Source organism: Pseudomonas sp. MBLB4123 (assembly GCF_051904775.1).
GTDB lineage: Bacteria > Pseudomonadota > Gammaproteobacteria > Pseudomonadales > Pseudomonadaceae > Aquipseudomonas > Aquipseudomonas benzenivorans_B.
Genome location: NZ_CP196711.1, coordinates 2,398,760 through 2,418,543, shown reverse-complemented (window position 1 = coordinate 2,418,543; position 19,784 = coordinate 2,398,760). Strand labels below are relative to the sequence as shown.

Annotated in this window: 16 protein-coding genes and 1 pseudogene; 7 read left to right on the top strand and 10 right to left on the bottom strand. The window is 68.1% G+C overall.

Translation table 11 applies throughout. The features are described from left to right. Positions 1-9: 9 nt before the first annotated feature. A complete protein-coding gene (gcvP, locus tag ACSX1C_RS11150; RefSeq protein WP_439886192.1) occupies positions 10-2,871 on the bottom strand; it encodes an aminomethyl-transferring glycine dehydrogenase in 2,862 nt (953 codons plus the stop codon). 10 nt (positions 2,872-2,881) lie between these two features. After that, complete coding sequence (gene gcvH / locus ACSX1C_RS11145; RefSeq protein WP_318645177.1) at positions 2,882-3,265, bottom strand: glycine cleavage system protein GcvH; 384 nt, start codon at positions 3,263-3,265, stop codon at positions 2,882-2,884. 531 nt (positions 3,266-3,796) lie between these two features. On the opposite strand from gcvH, the pseudogene ACSX1C_RS11140 reads away from it, so the two are divergent. Beyond that, positions 3,797-3,916, top strand: a pseudogene (locus ACSX1C_RS11140) (LuxR C-terminal-related transcriptional regulator); the annotation flags it as partial. A gap of 12 nt (positions 3,917-3,928) precedes the next feature. Here the strand turns inward: ACSX1C_RS11140 and ACSX1C_RS11135 are convergent. Beyond that, the gene (locus tag ACSX1C_RS11135; RefSeq protein ID WP_439886191.1) at positions 3,929-4,732 is read right to left on the bottom strand and encodes a SirB1 family protein; all 804 of its coding nucleotides are present in this window, start codon (positions 4,730-4,732) and stop codon (positions 3,929-3,931) included. A 188-nt stretch (positions 4,733-4,920) separates the two neighbouring features. Between ACSX1C_RS11135 and ACSX1C_RS11130 the strand changes: the two genes are divergently transcribed. From ACSX1C_RS11130 to ACSX1C_RS11115, 4 genes are all read left to right on the top strand, one after another. Continuing rightward, positions 4,921-5,943, top strand: coding sequence for a Glu/Leu/Phe/Val dehydrogenase dimerization domain-containing protein (locus ACSX1C_RS11130; protein ID WP_439886190.1), 1,023 nt, complete (start codon positions 4,921-4,923; stop codon positions 5,941-5,943). Between the two features lie 126 nt (positions 5,944-6,069). Continuing rightward, positions 6,070-7,161 carry a pyruvate dehydrogenase (acetyl-transferring) E1 component subunit alpha gene (pdhA, locus tag ACSX1C_RS11125; protein ID WP_439886189.1) on the top strand — a complete coding sequence of 364 codons (1,092 nt, stop codon included), beginning with the start codon at positions 6,070-6,072 and terminating at the stop codon, positions 7,159-7,161. Continuing rightward, positions 7,154-8,140, top strand: a complete 987-nt coding sequence (locus ACSX1C_RS11120; RefSeq protein WP_439886188.1) for an alpha-ketoacid dehydrogenase subunit beta — start codon at positions 7,154-7,156, stop codon at positions 8,138-8,140. The genes pdhA and ACSX1C_RS11120 overlap by 8 nt, the downstream gene beginning before the upstream one ends. 38 nt (positions 8,141-8,178) lie before the next feature. Then, a complete protein-coding gene (locus ACSX1C_RS11115; RefSeq protein WP_439886187.1) occupies positions 8,179-9,288 on the top strand; it encodes a dihydrolipoamide acetyltransferase family protein in 1,110 nt (369 codons plus the stop codon). 90 nt (positions 9,289-9,378) lie between these two features. On the opposite strand, the gene ACSX1C_RS11110 is transcribed toward ACSX1C_RS11115, so the two are convergent. The 5 genes from ACSX1C_RS11110 to ACSX1C_RS11090 form a co-directional block, all read right to left on the bottom strand. Further along, positions 9,379-10,722, bottom strand: a complete 1,344-nt coding sequence (locus ACSX1C_RS11110; RefSeq protein WP_439886186.1) for a TRAP transporter large permease — start codon at positions 10,720-10,722, stop codon at positions 9,379-9,381. Then, positions 10,715-11,287 carry a TRAP transporter small permease gene (locus ACSX1C_RS11105; protein ID WP_439886185.1) on the bottom strand — a complete coding sequence of 191 codons (573 nt, stop codon included), beginning with the start codon at positions 11,285-11,287 and terminating at the stop codon, positions 10,715-10,717. The genes ACSX1C_RS11110 and ACSX1C_RS11105 overlap by 8 nt, the downstream gene beginning before the upstream one ends. A gap of 167 nt (positions 11,288-11,454) precedes the next feature. Beyond that, positions 11,455-12,468, bottom strand: a complete 1,014-nt coding sequence (locus ACSX1C_RS11100; protein WP_439886184.1) for a TRAP transporter substrate-binding protein — start codon at positions 12,466-12,468, stop codon at positions 11,455-11,457. Positions 12,469-12,817: 349 nt separating this feature from the next. Next, the gene (locus tag ACSX1C_RS11095) at positions 12,818-14,545 is read right to left on the bottom strand and encodes a cobaltochelatase CobT-related protein (protein WP_439886183.1); all 1,728 of its coding nucleotides are present in this window, start codon (positions 14,543-14,545) and stop codon (positions 12,818-12,820) included. A 19-nt stretch (positions 14,546-14,564) separates the two neighbouring features. After that, a complete protein-coding gene (locus tag ACSX1C_RS11090; protein ID WP_439886182.1) occupies positions 14,565-15,545 on the bottom strand; it encodes an AAA family ATPase in 981 nt (326 codons plus the stop codon). Between the two features lie 167 nt (positions 15,546-15,712). Here ACSX1C_RS11090 and ACSX1C_RS11085 point away from each other — a divergent pair, with 167 nt between their 5' ends. Then, the gene (locus ACSX1C_RS11085) at positions 15,713-15,988 is read left to right on the top strand and encodes a hypothetical protein (RefSeq protein ID WP_439886181.1); all 276 of its coding nucleotides are present in this window, start codon (positions 15,713-15,715) and stop codon (positions 15,986-15,988) included. A gap of 7 nt (positions 15,989-15,995) precedes the next feature. Here ACSX1C_RS11085 and ACSX1C_RS11080 read toward each other — a convergent pair whose 3' ends face one another. Further along, positions 15,996-16,385, bottom strand: a complete 390-nt coding sequence (locus tag ACSX1C_RS11080; protein ID WP_439886180.1) for a DUF3461 family protein — start codon at positions 16,383-16,385, stop codon at positions 15,996-15,998. 393 nt (positions 16,386-16,778) lie between these two features. On the opposite strand from ACSX1C_RS11080, the gene thiC reads away from it, so the two are divergent. Beyond that, positions 16,779-18,686 (top strand): phosphomethylpyrimidine synthase ThiC, encoded by a 1,908-nt coding sequence (gene thiC / locus ACSX1C_RS11075; RefSeq protein WP_439886179.1) that lies wholly within the window; start codon positions 16,779-16,781, stop codon positions 18,684-18,686. 519 nt (positions 18,687-19,205) lie between these two features. Here the strand turns inward: thiC and ACSX1C_RS11070 are convergent. After that, positions 19,206-19,772: a VTT domain-containing protein gene (locus ACSX1C_RS11070; RefSeq protein WP_439886178.1), complete on the bottom strand. Its 567-nt coding sequence runs from the start codon at positions 19,770-19,772 to the stop codon at positions 19,206-19,208. Positions 19,773-19,784: the final 12 nt, after the last annotated feature.

Genomic DNA, 19,784 nt, shown 5'->3' with positions numbered 1-19,784 from the left:
GCACTACTCTCAGGCCTCCTGATAGGCTTCGATGGACGGGCAGGCGCAGACCAGGTTGCGGTCGCCGAACACGTTGTCGACCCGGCCCACCGGTGGCCAGTACTTGGCTTCGACCAGCGAGGCCAGCGGGTACACCGCCTGCTCGCGGCTGTAGCCGTGGTTCCACTCGCCGGCCAGTTCGGCCGCGGTGTGCGGCGCGTTCTTCAGCGGGCTGCTGTCGGCCGGCACTGCGCCACGCTCCACCGCGCGGATTTCCTCGCGGATGGCGATCATGGCGTCGCAGAAGCGATCCAGTTCTTCCTTGGATTCGCTCTCGGTCGGCTCGATCATCAGGGTGCCGGCCACCGGGAAGGACATGGTCGGGGCGTGGAAGCCGAAGTCGATCAGACGCTTGGCCACGTCGTCGACGCTGATGCCGCTGGTCTCCTTGAGCGGGCGCAGATCCAGGATGCACTCGTGCGCCACCAGGCTGTTGCTGCCGGTGTAGAGCACCGGGTAGTGCTCCTCCAGGCGGCGGGCGATGTAGTTGGCGTTGAGGATCGCCAGTTGCGAGGCGCGCTTGAGACCTTCGCCGCCCATCATGCTGATGTACATCCAGGTGATCGGCAGGATGCTGGCGCTGCCGTACGGCGCGGCGCTGACCGCCCCTTCCTTGCGCGCCATCTTGTCGTGGCCGGGCAGGAAGGGGATCAGGTGGGCCTTGACGCCGATCGGGCCGACGCCCGGGCCGCCGCCGCCGTGGGGGATGCAGAAGGTCTTGTGCAGGTTCAGGTGCGACACGTCGCCGCCGAACTGGCCCGGGGCGCAGAGGCCGACCATGGCGTTCATGTTGGCGCCGTCGATGTACACCTGGCCGCCGTTGTCGTGGACGATCTGGCAGATCTCGCGGATGCCTTCCTCGAATACGCCGTGGGTGGACGGGTAGGTGATCATCAGCGCGGCCAGGCGCTCCTTGTGCTCGACGGCCTTGGCCCGCAGGTCTTCGATGTCGACGTTGCCCAGGCTGTCGCACGCGGTCACCACCACGCGCATGCCGGCCATGCTGGCGGTCGCCGGGTTGGTGCCGTGGGCGGACTGCGGGATCAGGCAGATGTCGCGCTGCTCCTCGCCGCGGCTGCGGTGGTAGGCGCGAATGGCCAGCAGGCCGGCGTATTCGCCCTGGGAGCCGGCGTTCGGCTGCAGGGAGACGCCGTCGTAGCCGGTGGCGGCGCAGAGCATGGCCTCCAGCTCGTCGGTGAGCTGGCGGTAGCCCTGGCTCTGCTCGCTCGGGGCGAAGGGGTGCAGGTTGCCGAACTCGGCCCAGGTCACCGGGATCATCTCGCTGGTGGCGTTGAGCTTCATGGTGCAGGAGCCCAGCGGGATCATGCTGCGGTCCAGGGCCAGGTCCTTGTCGGCCAGCTTGCGCAGGTAGCGCATCAGCTCGGTTTCGCTGTGGTAGCGGTTGAACACCGGGTGCGCCAGGATCGCCGACTGGCGCAGCAGGCCTTGCGGCAGGCGCGCGGCGACGCTGGCGGCCAGGGCGTCGAAGTCCGGCAGGCTCTGGCCGTCGGCGAACACCGCCCACAGGGCCGATACGGCGGCCGGGGTGGTGGTCTCGTCGAGGGACAGGCCCAGGCGCTCGGCGTCGATCTCACGCAGGTTGATCCCGGCGGCGCGGGCCTTGGCGTGCAGGACGGCGGTCTTGGTGCCGCTGGCGATGCTCAGGGTGTCGAAGAAGTTTGCCTGCTCGACGCCGTAGCCGAGCTGGCTCAGGCCCTGGGCGAGGATGGCGGTCAGCTGGTGCACGCGCTTGGCGATGCGGGTCAGGCCCTGGGGACCGTGGTACACCGCATACATGCTGGCGATGTTGGCCAGCAGCACCTGGGCGGTGCAGATGTTGCTGGTGGCCTTCTCGCGGCGGATGTGCTGCTCGCGGGTCTGCATGGCCAGGCGCAGGGCCGGCTTGCCGAAACGGTCCACCGAGACGCCGACCAGGCGGCCGGGCATGTCGCGCTTGAACGCCTCGCGGGTGGCGAAGTAGGCGGCGTGCGGGCCGCCGAAGCCCAGCGGCACACCGAAGCGCTGGGCGCTGCCGATGGCCACGTCGGCGCCGAATTCGCCGGGCGGGGTGAGCAGGGTCAGGGCCAGCAGGTCGGCGGCCGCGGCGACCAGGGCGCCGACGGCATGGAAGCGCTCGACCAGCTCGCGGTAGTCGAAGATGTCGCCGTTGCTCGCCGGGTACTGCAGCAGGGCGCCGAAGTAGGCGCCGGCGTCGTCGATGCTGCGCTCGTCGCCGACCACCACCTCGATGCCCAGGGGCTCGGCACGGGTGCGCAGCACGTCGAGGGTCTGCGGGTGGCAATGCTGGGAGGCGAAGAAGGCGTTGCTGGCCTTGTTCTTCGACAGACGCTTGCAGAAGGTCATGGCTTCGGCAGCGGCGGTGGCCTCGTCCAGCAGGGAGGCGTTGGCGATCGGCAGACCGGTGAGGTCGATGATCAGGGTCTGGAAGTTCAGCAGGGCCTCCAGGCGGCCCTGGGAGATTTCCGGCTGGTAGGGGGTGTAGGCGGTGTACCAGGCCGGGTTCTCCAGCAGGTTGCGCAGGATCGGCGCCGGCGTGTGGGTGCCGTGATAACCCTGGCCGATGTAGCTGGTGAACTGCTGGTTTTTCGCGGCGATGGCCTTGATCTTGGCCAGGGCGTCGGCCTCGCTGAGGCCGGCGGTCATTTCCAGGACGCTGCTGCCCTTGATGCTCTCGGGAATCACGCTGTCGATCAGTGCCTCCAGCGAGGCGTAGCCGAGCAGCTCGAGCATGCTGGCGACATCGGCGTCACGGGGGCCGATGTGGCGGGCGATAAATTCGTTGGCGGTACTTAGGTCGATTGCGTCAGTCATGCCGGCCACCTCAGGCGTCGTCGTTGGCTTTGAGCAGGCGGTCGTAGGCGGCCTGATCCAGCAGCTCGGCGACCGCGCCGGCATTGGCCGGACGGAAGCGGAAGAACCAGCCCTTGCCCAGCGGGTCTTCGTTGACCAGCTCCGGGCTGCCTTCCAGCTCGGCGTTCACTTCGACGATCTCGCCTTCCAGAGGCATGGTGATGTTGCTGGCGGCCTTGACCGACTCCAGCACGGCCACTTCGGCGCCTGCGCTATAGGACTGTGCGTCCGGCAGCTGCACGAATACCACGTCACCCAGGGCTTCCTGGGCATAAGCGGTGATGCCAACGGTAACCAGGCCATCGGCTTCCTGACGCAGCCATTCGTGATCGACAGTAAAACGCAACTCGCTCATGTGGACTCCTCAAGTAGTCAGACTCGCCCGGTTCTTGTTTGGGCGATGATCAAGGTGCTCGTGCCGGGCAGCGAGCGCTCTTGCGTGAGTAGTTAGCAAGGCCGATGCCATGTTGTTTTTTTATAATAAAATCAAATGCTTACATGAATTTTGTGAGTTTGGCGGGTCGGGCCGCGTATCGATTTCGATACGATCGTCTGCGCAGCGACCCGGATCGCGAGGGAAAAGCCCCTGAATGTCGCGCCGTGACAGGTCGGCGTCGCTTTCGTGTCGTTTTCATTACGATGTATCGAAATCGATACGTGTGCGATGGCCAGGCTTCCGGCCGCTGGCTGGCGGCCAGGCGCCCCGGGGGCTAGGGGCATTCAGCCGTTCGATAGTGGTGCATCGAGCCCGCCCGTGGGGGACGGGAAAGCGCCGCGCCAGAGGGGGATTCAGCCTTTCGGTTGACAGGGCGAATACCACTTTCGGGCGCTTATCCGCCTGGGGCTGTTGCTGGTCGGCCGCCTGGACGAGGCACAGGCCTGCGCCGAGCAGCTGTATATCTCCCAGCACACGGTCAAGACCCACGCCCGGCGCATCAACGACAAGCTCGGCGTGACCCGGCGCACCCAGGCGGTGGCGCGGGCCAAGGCCCTGGGGCTGCTGTAGGCGCTCGCCGGCCTAGTGCAGCGCCGGGCTGGCGTGCAGCCGACGCAGGCGCTCGCCGAGCTGCAGACGCTGCGCCGCATCGTCACACAGCAGCAGGGCACGCTGCAGGTCGAAGCGCTCGGCCTGGGGGCAATCCAGCTGGTGATAGAGGTCGGCACGGGCCAGGTGGTCGGCGAGGGTCGGGGGACCCAGCTGCAGCACCCGTTCGGCATCTTTCAGCGCGGCCAGGGCGTTCTGGGCCTGCAGGTGCAATTGGCGCAGGTTGCGCGACAGACGCTGGAGCATCGTGCGGGCATCGCAGGTCAGCAGGTGGCCGGCGTTCAGGTCGATGTGGGGGCCGAACTGGCGCAGCAGCAGTTCGCGGCAGTCGCGGGTATACAGGCGGCGGCCGCCGCAGGGGTCGAGCAGGTGATCGGCCCCCGGCACGCGCAGCAGGAAGTGGCCGGGGAAGTTCACCCCCTGCAGGGGGATGCCCAGGCGCCGCGTCAGCTCCAGGGCGATCAGTGCCAGCGACAGGGGCTGGCCGCGGCGGCGCTGCAATACCTGATGCAGCAGGGCGGCCCGGGGTGCGGGCGGGTTGTCCTCGTCCTCGTGAAAGTCCAGTTCGCTCAGGCGCCGCAGCAAGGGTTGCGCCAGTTCCCGTGGCGGCAGGCTGGGCAGACCGGCGTCGACCTGTTGTTGCAGGGCATGCAAGGCGCGCAATGCGGCCTCGGGAGACAGGGTCGGGTCGTGTTCGGCGGCTATCCACAGCGCCGCCTCGAACAGGGCCGGCGGTTCGCGGTCGAGGCAGGCAAGGCAGGATAGGCGCGGGTCCATGGTCTCCTCCGCTGATGACTGCTTTGTAGCCGGCCGCTGCCGTGGCGTCCAGCCCGGGGCGACGGGCTTATGTCGGCTGTGTCCGGCAGCGTCGGGGAGCACGCCTATACTGGCGTTAACGATGAGAGTCGGTGGCGCCGACAGGCCGCTTCAGCGCCGCGTCGGCCCCGCAGCCAAGGAGCCACAGCATGTTCGCCATGATGGAAGACTCGCGGCTGGAGGCGTTGCATTTCGCCCAGGACCCGGCGACCGGGCTCAAGGCGGTGATCGCCATCCACAACACCCGTTTCGGTCCGGCCCTCGGCGGCTGCCGTTACCTGGCCTACCCCGACGAGCAGAGCGCGATCCGCGATGCCATCGGCCTGGCCCAGAGCATGAGCTACAAGGCCGCCCTGGCCGGCCTCGAACAGGGCGGCGGCAAGGCGGTGATCGTCCGTCCCGCCCACGTGGCGAACCGTGGCGCGCTGTTCGAGGCCTTCGGTCGCATGATCGAGAGCCTCGGCGGGCGCTACATCACCGCGGTCGACAGTGGCACCTCCAGTGCCGACATGGACTGCATCGCCCAGCATACCCGCCACGTCACCAGCACCACCCGCGAGGGCGACCCCTCGCCGCACACCGCCATGGGCGTGTTCGCCGGGATTCGCGCCACGGCCCTGGCACGCCTGGGCAGCGACGACCTGACCGGTCTGCGCGTGGCGATCCAGGGGCTCGGCCATGTCGGCTACGCCCTGGCCGAGCAGCTGCACGCGGTCGGCGCCGAGCTGTGGGTCAGCGACCTGGACGGCGGTCGGGTGCAGCTGGCGGTGGAGCAGCTCGGCGCCCATCCGGTGAGCCGCGATGCCCTGCTCGCCACGCCCTGCGACATCCTCGCGCCCTGCGGCCTGGGGGGCATCCTCAATGCCGAGACGGTGCCCGGGTTGCGCTGCGCGGCAGTGGCGGGGGCGGCCAATACCCAGCTGGCCGACGCCGACGTCGGCGACAGCCTGCAGGCCCGCGGCATCCTCTATGCGCCGGACTATGTGATCAATGCCGGCGGGCTGATCTACGTCGCCCTGCGGCATCGCGGCGAGAGCCTGACCACCATCACCGCGCACCTGAGCAAGATCAGCCAGCGCCTGGCCGAGATATACGCCCATGCCCAGGCCGACCGGCGTTCGCCGGCACGGGTCGCCGACAGCCTGGCCGAGCGCCTGCTGTACGGCAGTTGAGGGGCGCGCCCGTGCCTGTCCCCGTCCCTGGCGGATACCCCCTCACCGGAGGGCATCCGCGCCCAACCCGGGGCCACACGCGCCGGGTATCGCCCAGTCACCTACCCGGTGCCGAGGAGAGCTTCCATGCCTGACCGCTTGAAACTGCCCTATACCCGTTACCTCGACCCCGAGGGCCGGCTGCTCGCTGCGCTGCCGGACTGGGCCGACGACTTCGACCTGCTGATCCGCCTGTACCGGCAGATGGTGCTGACCCGCCTGTTCGATCAGAAGGCCGTGGCCCTGCAGCGCACCGGGCGCATCGGCACCTATGCGCCGACCGTCGGCCAGGAGGCCATAGGCGTGGCCATCGGCGCCCTGATGCGCGCCGACGACGTGCTGGTGCCCTACTACCGCGACACCGCGGCCCAGGTGATGCGCGGGGTGCGCATGGAGGAGATCCTGCTGTACTGGGGCGGCGACGAGCGCGGCAGTGCCTATGTCGATCCGGCGGTGGGGCAGGACTTCCCGCTCTGCGTGCCCATCGCCACCCAGGCCCTGCATGCCTGCGGCGTGGCCACGGCGATGAAGATCCGCGGCGAGCACCGGGTCGCCGTCACCACCTGCGGCGACGGCGCCACCAGCAAGGGCGATTTCCTCGAGGCGCTGAACGTCGCCGGTGCCTGGCAGCTGCCGGTGGTCTTCGTGGTCAACAACAACCAGTGGGCCATCTCCGTGCCGCGGCGCATCCAGTGCGGCGCCCCGACCCTGGCGCAGAAGGCCATAGGCGCGGGCTTTCATGGCGAGCAGGTGGACGGCAACGACATCCTCGCCCTCTACGATCGTCTGCAGCTGGCCCTGGAGCGGGCGCGCCAGGGCAAGGGGCCGGTGCTGCTGGAATGCCTCAGCTATCGCCTCGGCGACCACACCACCGCCGACGATGCGACCCGCTATCGCTCGGCCGATGAGGTCAAGCAGGCCTGGCGCGAGGAGCCGATCAAGCGTCTGCAGGCCTTCCTCGCCGCCCAGGGGGTGTGGGACGAGAAGCGTGAGCAGACCCTGGTTGGCGAGTGTCAGGCCCAGGTGCAGCGGGCCGTCGAGGCCTTCGAGGCGGCCGGCAATCAGCCCCTCGACTCGGTGTTCGACCATGTCTACGGGCAGTGGCCGGCAGCCCTGGCCGAGCAGCGCGAGATGTTCCACGAGCGCGCCGCGCGCCGCGAGGAGAGCCGCCATGAGTGAGCAGAAGCTGAGCCTGCTGGAGGCGGTCAACCTGGCCCTGCATCGGGCCATGGCCGAGGACGACAACGTGGTGGTGCTCGGCGAGGACATCGGCGTCAATGGCGGGGTGTTCCGCGCCACGGCCGGCCTGCGCGAGGCCTTCGGCTTCAAGCGGGTGATCGACACGCCGCTGGCCGAGACCATGATCGCCGGCCTGGCCGTCGGCATGGCCGCCCAGGGCCTGAAGCCGGTGATGGAGATCCAGTTCATGGGTTTCATCTACCCGGCCCTGGATCACCTGGTGTCCCACGCCAGCCGCCTGCGCAACCGCACCCGCGGCCGCCTGAGCTGCCCCATGGTGCTGCGCACGCCCATGGGCGCCGGCATCCGCGCGCCGGAACACCACAGCGAGAGCACCGAGGCGATGTTCGCCCAGGTGCCGGGCCTGCGCGTGGTCATGCCTTCGTCGCCGGCGCGGGCCTACGGGCTGCTGTTGGCGGCCATCGACGATCCCGACCCGGTGCTGTTCCTCGAGCCCACGCGGCTGTACCGGATGAATCCCCAGGTGCTGGCGGACGATGGCAAGCGTCTGCCCCTGGACAGCTGCTTCACCCTGCGCGAGGGCAGCGACCTGACCCTGGTCAGCTGGGGCGCCAGCGTGCACGAGACCCTGCAGGCCGCCGCGCAGCTGGCCGAGCAGGGCATCGCCGCCGAGGTGATCGACGTGGCCTGCGTCAAGCCGCTGGACCTCGACACCCTGGAGGCCTCGGTGCGCAAGACCGGGCGCTGCGTGATCGTCCACGAGGCACCGAAGAGCTGCGCGGTGGGCGCGGAGATCGCCGCCAGCCTCTACGAGCGAGCCCTGCTCGACCTGCAGGCACCTATCCAGCGGGTCACCGCGCCGGACATCCCGCCGCCGCTGTACCGCCTGGAGCAACTCTATATCCCGGGCGTCGAGGACATTCTCGCGGCCTGCGACACGGTACTGAACTACGCCTGAACCCTGGGCGTGCCCAGACACAGACTCAGGAGCGAACCATGAAGTATTTCAAGCTGCCCGACCTGGGCGAAGGCCTGCAGGAAGCCGAGATCGTCGAGTGGCACGTCAAGGCCGGCGACGCGGTGAAGACCGACCAGTTGCTGGTGTCGGTGGAGACCGCCAAGGCCATAGTCGACATCCCCGCGCCCTACGACGGCGTGGTGCACAAGACCTTCGGCGCCGAGGGCGACATCCTCCATGTCGGCGAGCCGCTGCTGGCCTACGAGGGCGAGGCCGATTCCGGCACCGTGGTCGGCCGCCTGGAGGGCGGCGGCGAGGCCCAGGCCGACAGCTTCTTCGTCGGCGCCGCGCCCTCGACCCGCGAGCACCTGGCGCCGCGCGCCACCCCGGCGGTGCGCCAGCTGGCCCGCCAGCTGGGGGTCGACCTGAGCACGCTGCAGGGCAGCGGCAGCGACGGCCTGATCACCCGCGCCGATGTCGAGGCCGCGACCCAGAGCGCCCGCGACAAGTTCGGCGGCGAGAAGCTGCGCGGCGTGCGGCGCAGCATGGCGATCAACATGGCCCGCTCCCATGCCGAGGTGGTGCCGGTGGTCATAGTCGGCGACGCCGACCTGCACCGCTGGACCCAGGCCCGCGACCCGTTAGTGCGCCTGGCCCAGGCCATCGCCGTGGCCTGCCGGGCCGAGCCGGTGCTCAACAGCTGGTTCGACGGCAAGAACCTGTCGATCAAGCAGCACGCGCAGCTCGACCTGGGCATCGCCGTGGACAGTCCCGAGGGCCTGTTCGTGCCGGTGCTGCGCAACGTCGGCGCACGCAGCGCCGAGGACCTGAAGGAGGGGGCCGAGCGCCTGCGCGCCGACGTCAAGGCGCGCTCCATTCCGCCCCAGGAGATGATGGGCGCGACCCTGACCCTGTCCAACTTCGGCACCCTGTTCGGCCGCTACGCCAACCCCATCGTGGTGCCGCCGCAGGTGGCGATCATCGGCGCCGGCGGCATCCGCGACGAGCCGGTGGTGGTGGACGGCAAGGTGGTGGTGCACCCGATCCTGCCGCTGTCGCTGACCTTCGACCACCGCGCGGTCACCGGCGGCGAGGCGGCGCGCTTCCTCAAGGCCCTGGTGCAGGCGCTGGAACAGCCGGACGGCTGAATGGCAGCGCGGGCTGGGTCGGGGCAAGGCAAAACGGGATCGCCGGCGTGCAGTGCGCTGGCGATCCCGACCGAAGGCCAGTGAAGGTCGTCAGTAGCCCAACAGGGCGGGCAGGGTCAGGCTGATCGCCGGCACGTAGGCGATGATCAGGGTGGCGATGGTCAGCACCGCCACGAAGGGCAGGGCCTTGTGCGAGATGTCCTCGATCGCCGTGCCGGAGATGCCCGAGGCGATGAACAGGTTCTCGCCCATCGGCGGGGTCATGAAACCGATGCTCAGGCAGCAGATCAGCACGATGCCGAAGTGCACCGGGTCGATGCCCAGGCTGTAGGCCACCGGCAGTATCACCGGGGTGAGGATCATGATGGCCGCCAGGGTCTCCATGAACATGCCGACGAACAGCAGGAAGCCGATGATCAGGATCCAGATCAGGTAGATGTTGTCGGTCAGGCTGAGCATGCCGTCGGCGACTATCGCCGGAATCTGGTTCTCCACCAGCAGACGGCCGAACACCGTGGCGGTGAACAGTATCACCAGCACCCGCCCGGTGATCCAGGTGGTGGTCTCCAGGGACTTGAACAGCTCCGGCAGGTGCAGCTCCTTGTGGATGAACAGGCCGACGAACAGGGTGTAGAAGATCGCCACTATGGCCGATTCGGTGGGGGTGAACAGGCCGGTGTAGATGCCGCCGAGGATCACGAAGGGCGCCAGGATGGACCAGATGCCGTCGCGCAGGGCCTTGCGGATCTTGCTCCAGGACCAGCCCTCGCCGCTGCCGGTGTAACCCAGGTTCTTGCAGCGGAAGTAGTTCATCACCAGCAGGCCGCCGGCCAGCATCAGCCCGGGCACCACCCCGGCGATGAACAGCTTGGGAATGGACACCGAGCCGAAGGCGCCGAACTTCTCCACCGCCTCGGGCGAGGGCAGCAGGCCCATGGCCGAGATGCCGAAGATCACCATGGGGATGGACGGCGGAATGATGATGCCCAGGCCGCCGGAGGAGGCGGTGACCGCCGAGGCATAGCCCTTGGCGTAGCCGCGCTTGACCATGGCCGGGATCATCAGCATGCCCACCGCGGCGGTGGTCGCCGGGCCCGAGCCGGAGATGGCGCCGAAGAACAGGCAGGCCATCACGGCGGAGGCGGAGATGCCGCCGGTGATGGGGCCGGCGAAGCTTTCCGCCAGGGTCACCAGGCGTTTCGAGATGCCCGCCGCCTCCATCAGCGCGCCGGCGAGAATGAAGGCCGGCAGGGCCATCAGCGGGAAGGAACCCACCGAGGTGAAGGCGATCTGCACGAACTTGATCGGGTTCTCGCCCAGGTAGAGGAAGGAGGCCAGCGCCGAGACCGCCAGGGAGATGCTGATCGGCGTGCCGATCAGCAGCAGCAGGATGAAGGAGCCGAACAGGATGTAGACGATATTGGTATCAACCATGGACACGCTCCCGGAATTGGCTGTCGTCGTTGTGCGCGGAGTCGTGGATGATCTTGTCCAGCTCCTCGGTTTCCGGGTCGCGGATGTCGATGCCCTTGACCAGCTTGTAGTAGTTGACCTGGAGCACGCGCAGGGCCATCAGGCTGAAGGCGATGGGCAGGACCAGGTACAGGTATTTCATCGGGATGCCCAGGGTCTGGGACTTCCAGAACAGGTTGGCCTTGGTGAAGAAGAGGATGCTGAGGTAGACGAAGTAGCCGTTGAAGGCGACCCAGATCAGGTCGGCGAGGGCCTCCAGGCCGGTGGCCAGCTTGCGCGGCATGAACTTGAACTGGAAGGTGACGCGGTTGTGGGCGGCCAGCTTGGCGGCGTAGCTGGCGCCGAAGAAGGCGAACCAGACGAACATGTAGGTGACCAGCTCCTCGGTCCAGGAGATCGAATGGTTGAACAGGTTGCGGCTGAGAATCTGGGCAAACAGGATGACCACGAACAGTGCCAGCAGGGTGCGGCAGATGTAGTTCTCCAGGTTGTCGATGATCTTGAACAGGGTACTGGCCGGTTTCATGGTGGGCCTCCCGAAGCGCTGCACCCAGGCCGGGACGCAGCGTTTCATCGCAGGGTACGAGGCGCCAGGCGTGGCCGGATGGCGGGCTGGCGGCGCAGGGTGGACAGCGCCGGGGGCTCGGCCTCCCGGCGCTCGCACAGTGGGCCCCTAGGCCCGTGTGCGGGGAACTAGATCGGGTCGCGACCCATGGCCTTGAGGGCCTTGTTCAGGTTGTCCTTGCCCAGCTGCTCGTAGTACTTCGGCCAGACCTGGGCCACGGCGCGGTCGATCCACTCCTTCTCGCCGTTGGCCGGGTCGGCGATGACCATGCCCTTGGCGGTCAGCTCCTTCTTGATCTTGTCCTCCTCGGCCACCAGGAAGCGGGCGCTGTGCTCGGTGGCGGCCTTGCCGGCCTCGAGAATGGCCTGCTGCACATCGGCGCTCTGCTCCTGGAACACCGACTCGCTGATGATCAGCGGCTCGATGGAGAACAGGTAGCGGATGTTGGTGATGTACTTCTGCACCTCGTCGAACTTCATCGCCGACACGGTGATGTAGGGGTTGTCCTGGCCGTCGACCACCTTCAGCTGCAGCCCGGTGAAGGTCTCGGCCCAGGCCATGGGCGTGGGGTTGATGCCCCAGGCGCGGTAGGTGTCGATCATGATCTCGTTCTTCGGCACGCGGATCTGCAGGCCCTTCAGGTCGGCCAGGGTGGTCACCGGGCGCTTGGAGTTGGTCAGCACGCGAAAGCCCGAGTAGGCCCAGCCGACGATGCGCACCCCGGCGTCGCGCACGGTGTTGTCGGTCAGGCTCTGGCCGATCTCGCTCTGGGTCAGGGTCACCGCATCGTCCAGGCTCTGGATCATGTAGGGCAGGGTCAGCACCCCGACCGAGGGCGAGAAGGGGGTGACGTTGTTGATGGCCAGGATGGAGAAGTCCAGGGTGCCCATGGCGGCGTTGCTGACGGTGTCCTCTTCGCTGCCCAGCTGGCTGTTGGGGAACAGCTTGGCTTCGTGCTTGCCGCCGGTGCGGGCCTTGAACTCCTCGGCGAACTTGACGCCCAGCTCGTACTGGGTGCCGCCGACGTTGTCGCCGATGGCCATGCGGAAGGTCTTGGCCTGGGCCAGGGTGCTGCTCAGGGCGCCGGCCGTGAGGCACAGGGCCAGGCCAAGGGTGCGGGTGAAGTGCTTGCTGGGTGTCATAACTGCGTACTCCGTTGTAGTTGTTTTTGGCTACGAAAGTGCAGGATGGGGCCGTAGCGGCGAGCCGCTGGCTGCGTAGCGGCTCGGGCGGAGCCCTCCAGGGGAGTGTCTCAGGGGAGCGTCGGTTCGGCTGTGCCCAGGGCGACGCGCCTGTTGCTGAAACATCCCGGTCGCTTCCCTTCGACGGACCAATAGTCCCCCCCGGGTCGCGAGCTGTTTAGGGCCACATTCACGGCGTTTCTGGAGCCAGTGTGACGAGTGGCGCAAACCCGACGCAAGCGCTCTGGCACGCCAGTTCGCGTCGCGCTCGGCGGGACGGCCGGCGACCGGCTGCAGCGGCGGGGCGCGCTCAGCGGCGCCGCGCCAGCAGCTGCAGCACCTCGTCGAACACCGCGTTGTCCAGGCTGCGCGACAGGTCCAGCTCCAGGCTGTGGCGGTAGTAGGCGCTCAGGTCCAGGCCGACGCCCAGGGCGTACAGCTCGATGCGCCCCTCCTGCTCGATCTGCTGCGTCACCTGCTTGAGGTGCAGGTCGAGGATGTCCTGGGCGTTGGCCTGGTGGGTGGCGCTGTCCATCGGACAGCCGTCGGAGATCACGATCAGGATGCGCCGCCGCGCCTCGCGTTGCAGCAGGCGCTGGCGCGCCCAGAGCAGCGCCTCGCCGTCTATGCCCTCGCGGAACAGGTCGGACTTGAGCAGCGCGGCGATGTTCGGCCGGGCGCGCCGCCAGGAGGTCTCGGCATCCTTGTAGACCAGGTGGCTGAGCTCGTTCAGGCGCCCCGGATCGGCCGGCTGGCCGAGGCCGCGCCAGCGCTTGAGGGGGCGGCCGCCGTTCCACTGGCCGGTGGTGAAGCCGAGGATCTCGCTGCGCGCGCCGGCCAGCTCCAGGGCACGGGCGAGCGCGTCGGCGAGCAGGGCGACGGGTTCGATGTGGTTGCGCATGGAGCCGGAGTTGTCGATCAGCAGGCTGACCAGGCAATCGCAGTGCGGCCGCTCGCGCTCGTGGCGGAATATGTCGCGCTGCTCGGGGCTGATGATCAGGCGGCTGAGGCGGCCGCCGTCGAGCTGGCCGTCGCGCTGGGCGAAGGCCCAGCCGTCGCGGCGTGGCGCGGCCAGCAGGGCGCCCAGGCCTTTGCTCAGACGCGGCAGGTTGAGGCCCTGGCCGGCCAGGCGGCGGTCCAGGCGCTGGCGCAGTTCGCGCAGCAGCTCGGGGCGCACCAGGCTGGCGGCGTCGCGCTCGCGGTCGTAGTCGCGGCAGAACACCCGGTAGGCGAAGGCCTCGGTGCCGCCGCGCGGATCGCCGGCGCCGGCGCCGCTGGCGCTGCCGTCGCCCTCGCCGTCCTGCTCGACGTCCAGCAGCAGGGCGAAGGCCAGGTGGGTCTTCTCGGCAATCTCCGAGACCTTGCGCTCGTCGTTGCCGAGCAGCTCGGCGTCCAGCTGCTCGAGCAGCTCCAGCACCTTGGTGGCGATCAGCCGGGCCTGCTCGGCGAACGCCGCCTGGTCGGCGCGATGGCGGCGCAGCAGGCCGAAGGCCGCGCCGAAGTGACCGAGCAGGCTCAGCCGCGGCGCCTCGATGAGCATCTCCAGCTGCTCGCCGGCGCGCCCGCCACACAGCAGCATCCAGCTCATCTGCGCCAGGGTGAAGAGCAGCAGGCCGACGTGGCCCTCGGTCTGCCCGGAGTCGAGGAACTGCTGGCTCCACTGCTCGAAGCGGCGCAGCAGGTTGCGCCGCACCCCGGGGTGACAGTCGGCCACCAGCGATTCCACGCGCAGCTGCTCGAGCAGCTCGAACACCAGGCGGGCGATCGGCTGCTCCGGCAGGCTCTGGCGCAGCAGCTGCGGATCGCTGTGGCGCAGGCGCAGCGCCAGGCTGTCGGCCACCCCGCGCCAGGCCGGGAACTCGTCGCGCTCGGGGTCCGGATGCAGGTGCGGGGCGCGCACCGGCACGGCCCGCCCGCGGACCTCCAGGCGCCCGCCGCGGTAGCGCAGGCGCGTCTCGCCGGACAACGCCCGCAGGCTCGCCGCGCAGAGTTCTTCGAGCTGTTGCTGGCGCTTCTCGCGGCGTGGCGGCGGGGTCATGGCGGGGTCCTGTGTGGGGTCAGGCCAGGGCGAGCCGGGGCAGCGCCGACTCCTCCAGTTCGTGATCGAAGCAGCGCTGGTAGTACTCGGCGACCAGCGGCCGCTCGGCCTCGTCGCACTTGTTGAGGAACGACAGGCGGAAGGCCTGGGCCGGGTCGGCGAAGATCTCCAGGTTTTCCGCCCAGGAAATCACGCAGCGCGGCGACATCAGGGTCGACAGGTCGCCGGCGGCGAAGCCCTGGCGGGTCAGCCCGGCCACCGCCACCATCGCCTCCAGCAGGGCCTCGCCATGGCGGGCGACCAGCTGCGGCACCCGCCCGGCGACTATGGCGACTTCCTCGGCCGGGCTCAGGTAGTTGAGGGTGGCGACCAGGTTCCAGCGGTCCAGCTGCGCCTGGTTGAGCACCTGGGTGCCGTGGTACAGCCCGTTGAGGTTGCCCAGGCCGACGGTGTTGGCGGTGGCGAACAGGCGGAAATAGGGGTGCGGATGGATCAGCTGGTTCTGGTCGAGCAGGTTGAGCTTGCCACCTTGCTCGAGGATGCGCTGGATCACGAACATCACGTCCGGGCGGCCGGCGTCGTACTCGTCGAAGATCAGCGCCGTGGGCCGGCGCAGCGCCCAGGGCAGGATGCCCTCCTGGAACTCGGTGACCTGCTTGCCGTCGCGCAGGACGATGCCGTCCTTGCCGATCAGGTCCAGGCGGCTGATATGACCGTCCAGGTTGACCCGCACGCAGGGCCAGTTGAGCCGCGCGGCGACCTGCTCGATATGGGTCGACTTGCCGCTGCCGTGCAGGCCCTGGAGCAGCACCCGGCGATTGCGGGTGAAACCGGCGAGGATGGCCAGGGTCACTTCCGGGTTGAAGCGGTAGGCCGGGTCGATCTCCGGCACCTGCTCGCTGCGGTTGAGAAAGACCGGCACGCGCAGGCTCGAGTCGATGCCGAACAATTCGCGGGCTGGCACCAGGCGGCTGGCGGGTTCGAGGTTCAGGTCGGTCATGGGAGGTCGCCTCTGGGCCGGGAGATGAACCGCGATTCTAGGCAGGCGGCCCCGGCGGGAGAGGGACCAGTTGCCGGTGCGCGATGCGGCCAGTGCGGCCCTGGCGCCATGCCCGGGGAAAAACTGGCTCTATGGTCCTGGCCGCTGGCGGCTAAGGATGGGGCCAGATGTTCATTCCCCCGGAGGTCGACGAGATGGCAACAGATGGGCTGACGATCAAGCTGGACCCGGAGCTGGCGGCACTGTTCCGCCGCTACGAGGCGCACACCCGGATCACGCCGGAGCTGTATGTCGGCGAGCTGCTGGCCAAGACCCGGCCGACCCTGCAGGCGGTGGTCGAGGCCCTGGACGAGGCCGGCGGCGATTCCGAGGCCCTGGCGCAGCTGTTCGGCCGCAAGATGGCCAGCCTGATGCAGCAGCAGGCCGCCGCGGCCGGCGCCTGAGGGCGCCTCAGGCGAGGCGCTCGATCTTCTCGCGGATCTCGGCGAGCTTGGCTTCGACCACCTTCTCCAGGTGCCGCAGATCCTGCAGCAGCTCCTGCTTGGGGGACAGCGCGTGCTCGCTGCTGCCGGTCAGCTGCTTGAGCTCGTCCAGGGCCTTCTGCAGCATCGGGCTGCAGTCGCTCAGCTGCTGCCAGGCCTGACTGTGGCGGCTCTGCCCGGGAATGGCCTGGCGCGGACGGGCGAAGGTGAACTTCTGGCTGTGCGGTCGCAGCGAGGTGGCGGGGCGCAGGTAGTAGACCTTGAGCACGTCGCGGTCGTGCTCGCGGCGCAGGCTGAAGCGGGAGATGAGTTCGAAGGAGCTGATGCCCATTTCCTTGAGGGTGGCGAATTCGGTCATGCGGGTCTCTCGTCTGTGGTTCTGTTGGGTTGTCGGGCTCCTGTGGCGCATAGACGGCAGACGGCCGCGGCGACCTTGGGGCGGTCGCGGGGCGGTCTGGCGGGATTGTTATTGTTGTTCAGGCCTCGGTCGTTGGGCGCTGGCGCGAGGCGGCAGGCGGGACCGAGGCGAGGAGGCCACTCTCGTCGAGCGAGAGGTGCGCGCAGTTTAGCCAGCCGGGGGCGGCCGCCAAGGACCAGGGGCGGCCGCGCAATGGGGCCAGGCGCCGGCAGCTGCCGGCACTGGATCAGTGAGTCTGGCGCCACTGGCTCTGGGGCGCGGCAGCGCCCGCGGCTAAGGTTTTTCCCTTTCACTTACGCAACGTCCTTCAATTTTTTCTTTCAGGAGTCCTCCATGAGTCAGAGTTCCGTGTCGCTTGGCCATAAGAGTCTCAGCCCGGTCTTGAGCGAATCGGCCCAGGTCGACCAGCAGTCGATCCAGCCCTTCCCCCGCTCGCGCAAGGTCTACGTACAGGGTTCGCGCCCGGACATCCGCGTGCCGATGCGCGAGATCAGCCTGGACGTGACCCCCACCGATTTCGGTGGCGAGGTCAACGCGCCGGTGCTGGTCTACGACACCTCCGGCCCCTACACCGACCCGAACGTCAGCATCGACGTGCGCCAGGGCCTGGCCGACGTGCGCAGCGCCTGGATCGAGGACCGCGGCGACACCGAGCTGCTCGCCGGGCTGAGCTCCAGCTTCGGTCAGGAGCGCCTGAGCAACCCCGAGCTGACCGCCATGCGCTTCGCCCACGTGCGCAACCCGCGCCGCGCCAAGGCCGGCCAGAACGTCAGCCAGATGCACTATGCGCGCCAGGGCATCATCACTCCGGAGATGGAATACGTCGCCATCCGCGAGAACATGAAGCTGCAGGAAGCCCGCGCCGCCGGCCTGCTCGACCAGCAGCACGCCGGCCACAGCTTCGGCGCCAACATCCCCAAGGAGATCACCCCGGAGTTCGTCCGCGAGGAGATCGCCCGCGGCCGAGCCATCATCCCGGCCAACATCAACCACGTGGAGCTGGAGCCGATGATCATCGGCCGCAACTTCCTGGTGAAGATCAACGGCAACATCGGCAACTCGGCGCTGGGCTCCTCCATCGAGGAGGAAGTGGCCAAGCTGACCTGGGGCATCCGCTGGGGTTCGGACACCGTCATGGACCTGTCCACCGGCAAGCACATCCACGAGACCCGCGAGTGGATCATCCGCAACTCGCCGGTGCCGATCGGCACGGTGCCGATCTACCAGGCCCTGGAGAAGGTCGGCGGCGTGGCCGAGGACCTGACCTGGGAGCTGTTCCGCGACACCCTGATCGAGCAGGCCGAGCAGGGCGTGGACTACTTCACCATCCACGCCGGCGTGTTGCTGCGCTACGTGCCGCTGACCGCCAAGCGCGTCACCGGCATCGTCTCGCGCGGCGGCTCGATCATGGCCAAGTGGTGCCTGGCGCACCACAAGGAGAATTTCCTCTACACCCACTTCGAGGAAATCTGCGAGATCATGAAGGCCTACGACGTCAGCTTCTCGCTGGGCGACGGCCTGCGTCCCGGGTCGATTGCCGATGCCAACGACGAGGCCCAGTTCGGCGAACTGGAAACCCTCGGCGAGCTGACCAAGATCGCCTGGAAGCACGACGTGCAGGTGATGATCGAGGGCCCCGGCCACGTGCCGATGCAGCTGATCAAGGAGAACATGGACAAGCAGCTGGAATGCTGCGACGAGGCGCCGTTCTACACCCTCGGCCCGCTGACCACCGACATCGCCCCGGGCTACGACCACATCACCTCGGGCATCGGCGCGGCGATGATCGGTTGGTTCGGCTGCGCCATGCTCTGCTACGTTACCCCCAAGGAGCACCTGGGGCTGCCGAACAAGGACGACGTCAAGACCGGCATCATCACCTACAAGATCGCCGCCCACGCCGCCGACCTTGCCAAAGGCCACCCGGGGGCGCAGATTCGCGATAATGCCTTGAGCAAGGCGCGTTTCGAGTTCCGCTGGGAGGACCAGTTCAACCTGGGCCTGGACCCGGACACGGCGCGCAGCTACCACGACGAGACGCTGCCGAAGGACTCGGCCAAGGTGGCGCACTTCTGCTCCATGTGCGGGCCGAAGTTCTGCTCGATGAAGATCACCCAGGAGGTGCGGGTCTATGCTGAGGAGCAACGCATCGCCGCGGTCGACCTAGAGGTCGAGCAGGGCATGCAGGCCAAGGCCGAGGAGTTCAAGGCGCAGGGCGCGCAGCTCTATCACAAGGTGTGAGCAACGGGTCAGAACTGCTGAAGAATTGAACGGAACGGGCCTTCGGGCCCGTCTTTTTTTGCGCTGGCCGCCTGGCTGACGTGACTTGGCGCGATCGAGCATGAACTGCAAAACGGCAAGTCCGATGACTGGAGGCTCTACTGGCACCCCAAGCATGAGCAGGGCGATGTGCCGGCGGTGATCGACCCGAACTCCGGGCAATCTCGGTGTGCCGGCAAGCTGGGCATGATCGGCCCCTCCCGAGGGGACCTAACGGCCTACAGGTCGTCGCTCACCGTCCGCATCATTGAAGACGGTCGTCGTTCTCCAGCCCATCGGCAACCGCCATGCCGACAACATTCACTCCAAGAGTGGCTTGCGATTGCCGCAGGCCGGGAAGAACTTTTGCGTCGTCGCGGCCATGGGCTGCGAGGTGTTTATGGGGGCGGTGATTTCCACTCGTGGCAGGGACGCGTTCACAACTACGACAGGCTGGGCCTGCCGGCTTCGACTGCGTTGCGCATCGCCACGGCCATGCGCCTAGCCGTTAGCGATATTCAGCCACATCGCCAGGTAATCGAAGAACAGGCAATACAGGGCGATGGGCAGTGGCAGGCCGAGCAGGGTGCCGAGCAGGTAGTGGCGAAAGCGCACGCCGGACAGGGCGAGGCTGTAGTTCAGTGCCGGCACGGTCTGGAACAGCATGCGCAGGGTGACGATGCTGGCCAGCGGGTGACGGTCGAGGCCGGCCAGCAGGCGTCTGGCCAGGCGACTGTCCAGTTCGCGCAGGGCGTTGCCGCCCAGGTAGCGGATGGTGAAGAAGGTGAAGATGCAGGAGAGGCAGGCGGCCAGGTAGGTGGCCAGGCCGCCGTACAGGCGGCCCAGGGCCAGCACCGCGGCGGCGAGGAACAGCCAGCCGGGAATCTGGATCAGATTGCCCAGGGCGAACAGCAGGACGAACAGCAGCAGGCCGGCGACCGGGTGCATCAGGATCAGGTCCTGCAGCCACTCCAGGCTGAACTGGGCACGGATGCCGAGCAGTTCGAACAGCAGGAACAGCGCCAGCAGGAACAGGATCACCAGCAGCAGACGGTGGGAGCTGCGCATCGAGGCCTCCGC